Raw genomic sequence first — 6,941 nt, 5'->3', positions numbered from 1 at the left:
GGCCACCCCGCCGCCGCTGCTGGCGCTGGAAACCCACGGCCGCGCCGACGCGCTGGTCGACGCCGCGGGCGACCCGTCGGTCGACACCTCCGACACGGTCGGCTTACTCAGTGCCATCTTCCCGCTGCGGATCGACTCGTCGGACCCGCAGCGAGTCGGCGGGTTGCTGGCAGCCATCCCCGGCGACGGCGTCGACTACGGACTGCTGCGTTATCTGCGCGCCGACACCGCGCGGCAGTTGGCCGAGTTCGCCGAGCCGCAGTTGCTGTTGAACTACCTGGGTCGCGCCGACCTGGATGGCAACGCGGAGTCTGGATTGCGGTTGGAGCGCAAGTTGCTGGCCGACGTGACGCCGCTACCCGAGCCGGACCTGGCCGTGCGCCACGAGGTGGCTATCTTCGCCACCATCGTGACCATCGGCGAACAGTCGGCCTTGCTGACACAGTGGCGGGTATTGCCCGACATCGTGAACGAGACAGAGCTTGCGACGCTACTGACGATCTGGCACGAGGTGCTGCGGGAGTTGGGGACATGACCACAATCGCGGTGCTCGGCGCCGGAGCCAAAGCAGTCGCCGTTGCCGCCAAGGCCGCGGCGCTGCGTGACATGGGTGTCGACGCACCGGACGTGATCGCAGTGGAGCGCATCGCGGTGGCCGCCAATTGGCAGGCCAGCGGCGGCTGGACCGACGGAGCGCAGCGACTGGGTACCAGCCCGGAGAAGGATGTCGGCTTCCCTTACCGCTCGGCGCTGGCGCCGCGCCGCAACGCCGAACTCGACGAGCGGATGACCCGGTACAGCTGGCAGTCCTACCTGATCGCCACCGCGTCGTTCGCGGAATGGATCGACCGGGGCAGGCCGGCGCCCACCCATCGCCGGTGGGGTCAATACCTGCGCTGGGTGGCCGACCAGGTCGGCATGTCCGTGGTGGCCGGCGAAGTCGAGCAGCTCGCCCTGGATGGCGACCGCGGGGACCGCCGCTGGTCGCTGCGCACCCACGAAAGCACGGTGCGCGCCGACGCGTTGATGATCACCGGACCCGGTCAGGCCGAAAGGTCGCTGCTGCCCGGCAATCCCCGGGTGCTGTCGATCGCACAGTTCTGGCACCGCGCGGCCGCACACGATCGCATTTGCGCCGAGCGGGTCGCGGTGATCGGCGGCGGCGAAAGCGCGGCGTCGATGCTCAACGAGCTGTTCCGGCATCGGGTTTCGACGATCACCGTGATTTCGCCGCAGGTGACGCTGTTCACGCGGGGGGAGAGCTTCTTCGAGAACGCGCTGTTCTCCGACCCGAGCGACTGGGGAGCGCTGACCCTCGGCGAGCGCCGCGACGCGCTGATCCGCACCGACCGCGGCGTGTTCTCCGCAAGCGTGCAGGGATCCCTGCTCGCCGACGACCGGATCCGTCACCTGCGTGGCCGGGTGGCGCACGCGGTGGGCCGCGACGAGCAGATCCGGTTGACGTTGAGCACTAACCGGGGCAGCGAAAATCTGGAAACGGTGCATGGTTTCGATCTGGTGATCGACGGGTCCGGCGCCGATCCGTTGTGGTTCCTGACATTGTTCAGCCAGGACGCGCTCGATCTGCTCGAACTCGGTCTGGGCGGACCGCTGACCGGTGAGCGCCTGCAGGAAGCCATCGGCTACGACCTGGCCGTCACCGGCGTCGCGCCCAAGCTGTTCCTGCCGAACCTGGCCGGGCTGACGCAGGGCCCGGGATTTCCGAACCTCAGCTGTCTGGGGTTGTTGTCCGACCGGGTGCTCGGCGCCACGAGCGCCACGCACCGTCCTGTCGACCCGAGGAGAGCTGCTGAGCACGAACCCGTTCGATGACGAGGAGGGCACCTTCGTCGTCGTCAACGACGAGGAGCAGTACAACCTGTGCCCGCCTTTGCCGACGTTCCGGCCGGCTGGCAGGTGGTTTTCGGCGAAGCCACCCGCGCCTCGTGTCTGGAGTACGTCGAGCAGCGCTGGACCGACATGCGGCCGAAGAGCCTGCGCGAGGCAATGGATCACCCGGAGTTCGACCGGGCTTGACTCGCAAAGAACAGGTGGCGGGAAGCGCGCACCGCGATAGCTAAGAACGATTCATAGCGAAAGCACAGCCGGCTCAGAAGTTCACACCATTATCATCGTCAACAGTGGCAACACGGGACCGACACACGGTCCGTCACTTTCACCAACACTTGAAGGGGAACCAATGATCGGGAAATCTCTGGCTACGGGCGTGGCCGCGGTCGCCGCAATCGGAGCCGCAGCCGCCGGCGTGACGTCTCTCGCCGCCACTTCCCACCCGGGATTGCCGGTGAAGCCGGTAGTCTTCAGCGCACCGCTGGACCAGACCACGACCCTGCCGACTCCTGACCAGCTGACCAGCGTCCTGAATGGCCTCGCCGATCCCAACGTCCCGTTCGCGAACAAGTCCGGACTGGTCGAAGGCGGAATCACCGGAAGCCAGGCTGCTCTGGGCGATCACGAGATGAAGAAGGCGGCCAAGAAGGGCGAGCTGCCGTTGGCATTCACCGTGTCCAACATCCAGCCGGCTGCAGGTAACGCGGCCAGCGCCGCCATCGGGGTATCCGGTCCCAAGCTGCAGCCGCCGGTCACCGAGAATCTGACCTTCGTCAACCAGGGCAACTGGGTGCTGTCGCGCGACTCGGCGATGACGCTGATTCAGGCGGCGACGGGCGACTGACGAATTAGCTGCAGAAATGCCGCGCACCTGCCTAACATGTGCTCTCTGAAAGAACGCCGAAAAACATAGACGTTCGAAAGGACAGCCATGATCGTGAAACTTCTCGTCACCGGGGCGGCCGCGGCGGCCGCTATCGGAGCCGCGGCAGCCGGCGTCAGCTCGGTTGGCGACGGCTCGTTCGCCACACCGGCCTACGCCGTGCAGCCGGTTGCGGTAACCGCGCCGCTTCCGCAGGACCCGCCGCCGGGGCAGCCCGACCTGCCGAACCCTGACCAGGTGTCGAACCTCTGCACCCAGGTAACGGACCCGGGCGTGAACTACGAGACCAAGAACGCTGTGGTTGAGAACGGCATCAGTCCGGACGAAGGCCGGGTGGCTGACCACGACCTGAGGAAGGCGTACCGAGACGGGAATTTCCCCGAGCAGTTCAACGCGACGAACATCCAGCCGGCCGGTCCGAACGCGGCGACGGCCCAGGTGGCCATCTCGGGACCCAAATTCGCGGGACCGGTGACGAAGCAACTCGCTTTCATCGACACGGGTGGCGGCAACTGGATCCTGCAGCACGACGCCGCGATCGCGCTGATACAGGCCGCCACAGCCACGAACTGACCAGCCGGCTCATCGAGGCGGCGTCAGCCGGCGTCCGGCAACGCGCACACCTGCCCGCCGGAAACGCCCGACGATGCGATACCCAGCGCCAGGTTGAATCGCGCACGCAGGTTCTCCAGCGTGACAGTGTGCGTCAGCCCGACCAGCGCGGCCTCGCCGAAGTGCGCGCGGAGACGGTCAAACAACTCGTCACTGACCACGACCGGAGTGCGGCTGATCGAGGTGGCGTAATCGAGGACCAGCTTGTCGACCTCGGAGAAGCATGCGGCGTTCCGGTAGTCGGCCAGCGCCAGGAGTTCCTCGTCGGTGAGGCCCCACCGACGCGCGATCTGCGAACCGAGGTCGATGCAATACTCGCAGCGCACGGTGGTCGCCGCCTTCAGTTCAGCCAGCGCCCGGTGGCGGGGGCTGAGCACGTGCTCCAGCGCCGACTGCGCCTGCTCGACGCGGCCGTAGGCGCTGAGCACTTTGGGTAGGTAGGCATACATCCGCAGCGGGTCGAGCATTGCGGCAGAATCCGTTCCGGTGAGTTTCTTCAGCTTGCGCCGGGTGAAGAAGAAGGCGATCTTCGTGCTCAGTCTCGCGTCGCGGTCGGACACTCCGGTTAGTCGTGGCATGGCTGTCCTTCCATGACTCGCAGTAGCTGCTACCTATCCCGACACCGATGCTTGCGTCTGCTGGCCGACCGCGTCCAGGTCGAGCAGTCTGGCGTGCAGCACGGTGCGGTTCCGCAGAGCCGCGCGCACCGCGCGGTGCAGGCCGTCCTCGAGGTAGACGACGGTCCTCCACTTCACCGCATGCGGGAACAGGTCGCCGTAGAAGGTGGAGTCCTCCGACAGCAGCCGGTCCAGCGCGAGCACCTTTGTGGTGGTGACCAATTCGTCGAGCCGGATCTGCCGCGGCGGTATCCGCGACCAGTCCCGGTAGGACAGCCCGTGCTCCGGGTACGGCTTGCCCTCCCGCACACCGCGGAAGATCATCGGCGACTCGCCGATCGCGCGTCACACCGACTCGATGTGGCCATACTGACGAGGTTAGCCGGACCGCGCCGAGCTGCGCCCGACTGCTTCTAGGCCCACCGATCGTCGAACAGACGCCGCCGCTGTTCGTCACCGTAAAATAGACCGAATCAGCAGGGTCGAAGGAGGTGGATGCCGAATGGGAAGTGCCGACGAGCGCCGCTTCGATGTACTGCGCGCCATCGTCACCGACTTTGTCTCCACCAAAGAACCGATCGGCTCCAAGTCGCTCGTCGAGCGGTATAACCTCGGCGTGTCATCCGCCACGGTGCGCAACGACATGGCCGTGCTGGAAGCCGAGGGCTACATCGCCCAGCCGCACACCAGCTCCGGGCGGGTGCCGACCGAGAAGGGCTACCGGGAATTCGTCGACCGGCTCGACGACGTCAAACCGTTGTCGTCGGCTGAGCGGCGGGCGATTCAGAACTTTTTGGAATCCGGCGTCGACCTCGACGACGTGCTGCGGCGCGCGGTGCGACTGCTGGCCCAGCTCACCCGGCAGGTCGCGGTCGTGCAGTATCCGACGCTGTCGAAGTCGACGGTGCGCCATCTGGAGGTGATCGCGCTGACGCCGGCACGGCTGTTGATGATCGTGATCACCGACTCCGGGCGCGTCGACCAGCGCATCGTCGAACTCGGCGACGTTATCGACGACCACGAGCTCTCCCAGCTGCGCGAGATGCTGGGCCAGGCCCTGGAAGGCAAGAAGCTGTCCGCGGCATCGATCGCGGTGGCCGACCTGGCCGGCGAGCTGAGCAGGCCCGGGAAACAGTCCAGCCTCAGCGACGCGGTCGGCCGGTCGGCGACGGTGCTGCTTGAGTCGCTGGTCGACCATTCCGAGGAGCGCCTGTTGCTGGGCGGAACCGCCAACCTCACCCGCAACACCGCCGACTTCGGTGGCTCACTGCGATCGATCCTGGAAGCACTCGAGGAACAGGTCGTGGTACTGCGGCTGCTGGCCGCCCAGCAGGAAGCGGGCAAGGTGACGGTGCGCATCGGGCATGAGACGGAGGCCGAACAAATGGTCGGCACCTCCGTGGTGACCACCGCCTACGGCACCTCAGACACGGTGTACGGCGGCATGGGGGTGCTCGGGCCCACCCGAATGGACTATCCGGGAACTATCGCTAGTGTCGCAGCGGTTGCCTTATACATCGGCGAAGTGCTGGGTGGGCGATGACCCTGACGATCAAGCACCCGCTGCACAATCAACGGACAGCCGCAACCGCGGCGTAGGAAAGGTCACGCGTGGCACGCGATTATTACGGTCTGCTCGGGGTGAGCCACAACGCGAGCGACACCGAGATCAAACGCGCCTATCGCAAGCTGGCGCGTGAGCTGCATCCCGACGTCAACCCGGACGAGGCCGCTCAGGCGAAGTTCAAGGAGATCAGCGCCGCCTACGAGGTGCTCAGCGACCCGGAGAAGCGTCGCATCGTCGACTTGGGCGGGGATCCGCTGGAAAGCGCCGCCGCGGGTAACGGCTTCACCGGTTTCGGTGGGCTGGGCGACGTATTCGAGGCCTTCTTCGGTGGCGGGTTCGGTGGCGGCCCCGGGGCGCGCGGACCCGCCGGGCGGGTGCGACAGGGTCAGGATTCGCTGCTGCGGATGCGGCTGGATCTCGAGGAGTGCGCGACCGGCGTGACCAAGCAGGTCACCGTCGACACCGCCGTGCTCTGTGACCGGTGCCAGGGCCGGGGCACCAACGGCGACAGCTCACCGGTGCGCTGCGACACCTGCGGGGGTCGCGGAGAAGTGCAAAGCGTGCAGCGGTCGCTGCTCGGCCAGGTGATGACCTCGCGCCCATGCCCCACCTGCCGCGGCGTCGGCGAGGTCATCCTCGACCCGTGCAACCAGTGTGGCGGTGACGGACGGGTGCGCGCCCGCCGCGAGATCAGCGTCAAGATTCCCGCCGGTGTCGGCGACGGGATGCGGGTGCGACTCGCGTCTCAGGGTGAAGTGGGACCCGGCGGCGGCCCGGCGGGTGACCTCTATGTCGAGGTCCACGAACAAGCGCACGACATCTTCGTCCGCGACGGCGACGCCCTGCACTGCACGGTCTCGGTGCCGATGTTCGACGCGGCGCTGGGTATCACCGTCACCGTCGAAGCGATCCTGGACGGCCTCACCGAGATCACCATCCCGCCCGGCACCCAGCCGGGCTCGGTGATCACGCTGCGCGGCCACGGGATGCCGCAGTTGCGCTCCGGCACCCGGGGTGACCTGCACGTACACGTCGACGTGGTTGTTCCGACCCGGCTGGACCACCGCGACACCGAACTGTTGCGCGAGCTGAAGGCCCGCCGTAGCCGCGATGTGGCCGAAGTCCGCTCGACACACAGCAACTCGGCCAGCGGCCTGTTCAGCAAGCTGCGCGAGACCTTCACCGGTCGCTGAGCGCCGCTGAGTCTGCCTTGCCGGGCCTGTTCTACGTCGACGCGCTGACCGGCGTCGGGATGCTGACCGCTGTCCGCGGTGACGAGGGTTTCCATGCCGCCACCGTGCGACGGATCCGCCCCGGTGAGGAGTTGACGCTCAGCGACGGCGCCGGCGGCATGGCCCGCTGCGTCGCGGAAGAGGCTGGTCGAGACGGGCTGCGCGCCCGGGTGCTCAGC

General features: G+C 67.1%; 9 protein-coding genes and 1 pseudogene. 8 read left to right on the top strand and 2 right to left on the bottom strand.

Features of this window, described 5'->3' with window-relative positions:
- From WA317_RS06735 to WA317_RS06715, 5 genes and pseudogenes are all read left to right on the top strand, one after another.
- The coding region (locus WA317_RS06735; protein WP_425172298.1) for a hypothetical protein at positions 1–535 on the top strand (535 nt) is incomplete at its 5' end.
- Positions 532–1,833, top strand: a complete 1,302-nt coding sequence (gene mbtG / locus WA317_RS06730) for an NADPH-dependent L-lysine N(6)-monooxygenase MbtG (protein WP_425172297.1) — start codon at positions 532–534, stop codon at positions 1,831–1,833. The genes WA317_RS06735 and mbtG, both read left to right, overlap by 4 nt.
- Positions 1,811–2,037: pseudogene (locus WA317_RS06725) on the top strand (MbtH family protein). Before mbtG ends, WA317_RS06725 begins: the two are co-directional and overlap by 23 nt.
- A 163-nt stretch (positions 2,038–2,200) precedes the next feature.
- A complete protein-coding gene (locus tag WA317_RS06720) occupies positions 2,201–2,695 on the top strand; it encodes a hypothetical protein (RefSeq protein ID WP_425172296.1) in 495 nt (164 codons plus the stop codon).
- A gap of 87 nt (positions 2,696–2,782) precedes the next feature.
- Positions 2,783–3,307 (top strand): hypothetical protein, encoded by a 525-nt coding sequence (locus WA317_RS06715; protein WP_425172295.1) that lies wholly within the window; start codon positions 2,783–2,785, stop codon positions 3,305–3,307.
- A gap of 23 nt (positions 3,308–3,330) precedes the next feature.
- Here the strand turns inward: WA317_RS06715 and WA317_RS06710 are convergent, their stop codons facing one another.
- Together WA317_RS06710 and WA317_RS06705 are read right to left on the bottom strand one after the other, a co-directional pair.
- Positions 3,331–3,924: a carboxymuconolactone decarboxylase family protein gene (locus tag WA317_RS06710; protein WP_425172294.1), complete on the bottom strand. Its 594-nt coding sequence runs from the start codon at positions 3,922–3,924 to the stop codon at positions 3,331–3,333.
- A 33-nt stretch (positions 3,925–3,957) separates the two neighbouring features.
- Positions 3,958–4,287 (bottom strand): type II toxin-antitoxin system VapB family antitoxin, encoded by a 330-nt coding sequence (locus WA317_RS06705; protein ID WP_425172293.1) that lies wholly within the window; start codon positions 4,285–4,287, stop codon positions 3,958–3,960.
- 178 nt (positions 4,288–4,465) lie between these two features.
- Here WA317_RS06705 and hrcA point away from each other — a divergent pair, with 178 nt between their 5' ends.
- From hrcA to WA317_RS06690, 3 genes are all read left to right on the top strand, one after another.
- Positions 4,466–5,506, top strand: a complete 1,041-nt coding sequence (hrcA, locus tag WA317_RS06700) for a heat-inducible transcriptional repressor HrcA (RefSeq protein ID WP_425172292.1) — start codon at positions 4,466–4,468, stop codon at positions 5,504–5,506.
- Positions 5,507–5,574: 68 nt separating this feature from the next.
- On the top strand, positions 5,575–6,723 hold the full coding sequence (dnaJ, locus tag WA317_RS06695; protein ID WP_425172291.1) for a molecular chaperone DnaJ: 1,149 nt from the start codon (positions 5,575–5,577) through the stop codon (positions 6,721–6,723).
- Between the two features lie 59 nt (positions 6,724–6,782).
- On the top strand, positions 6,783–6,941 hold a 159-nt coding region (locus WA317_RS06690; protein ID WP_425172299.1), incomplete at its 3' end, for an RNA methyltransferase PUA domain-containing protein.

Origin of the sequence: Mycobacterium sp. (assembly GCF_049802695.1) — a bacterium.
Classification (GTDB): domain Bacteria; phylum Actinomycetota; class Actinomycetes; order Mycobacteriales; family Mycobacteriaceae; genus Mycobacterium.
This window is presented reverse-complemented; position numbering and strand designations above follow the sequence as displayed.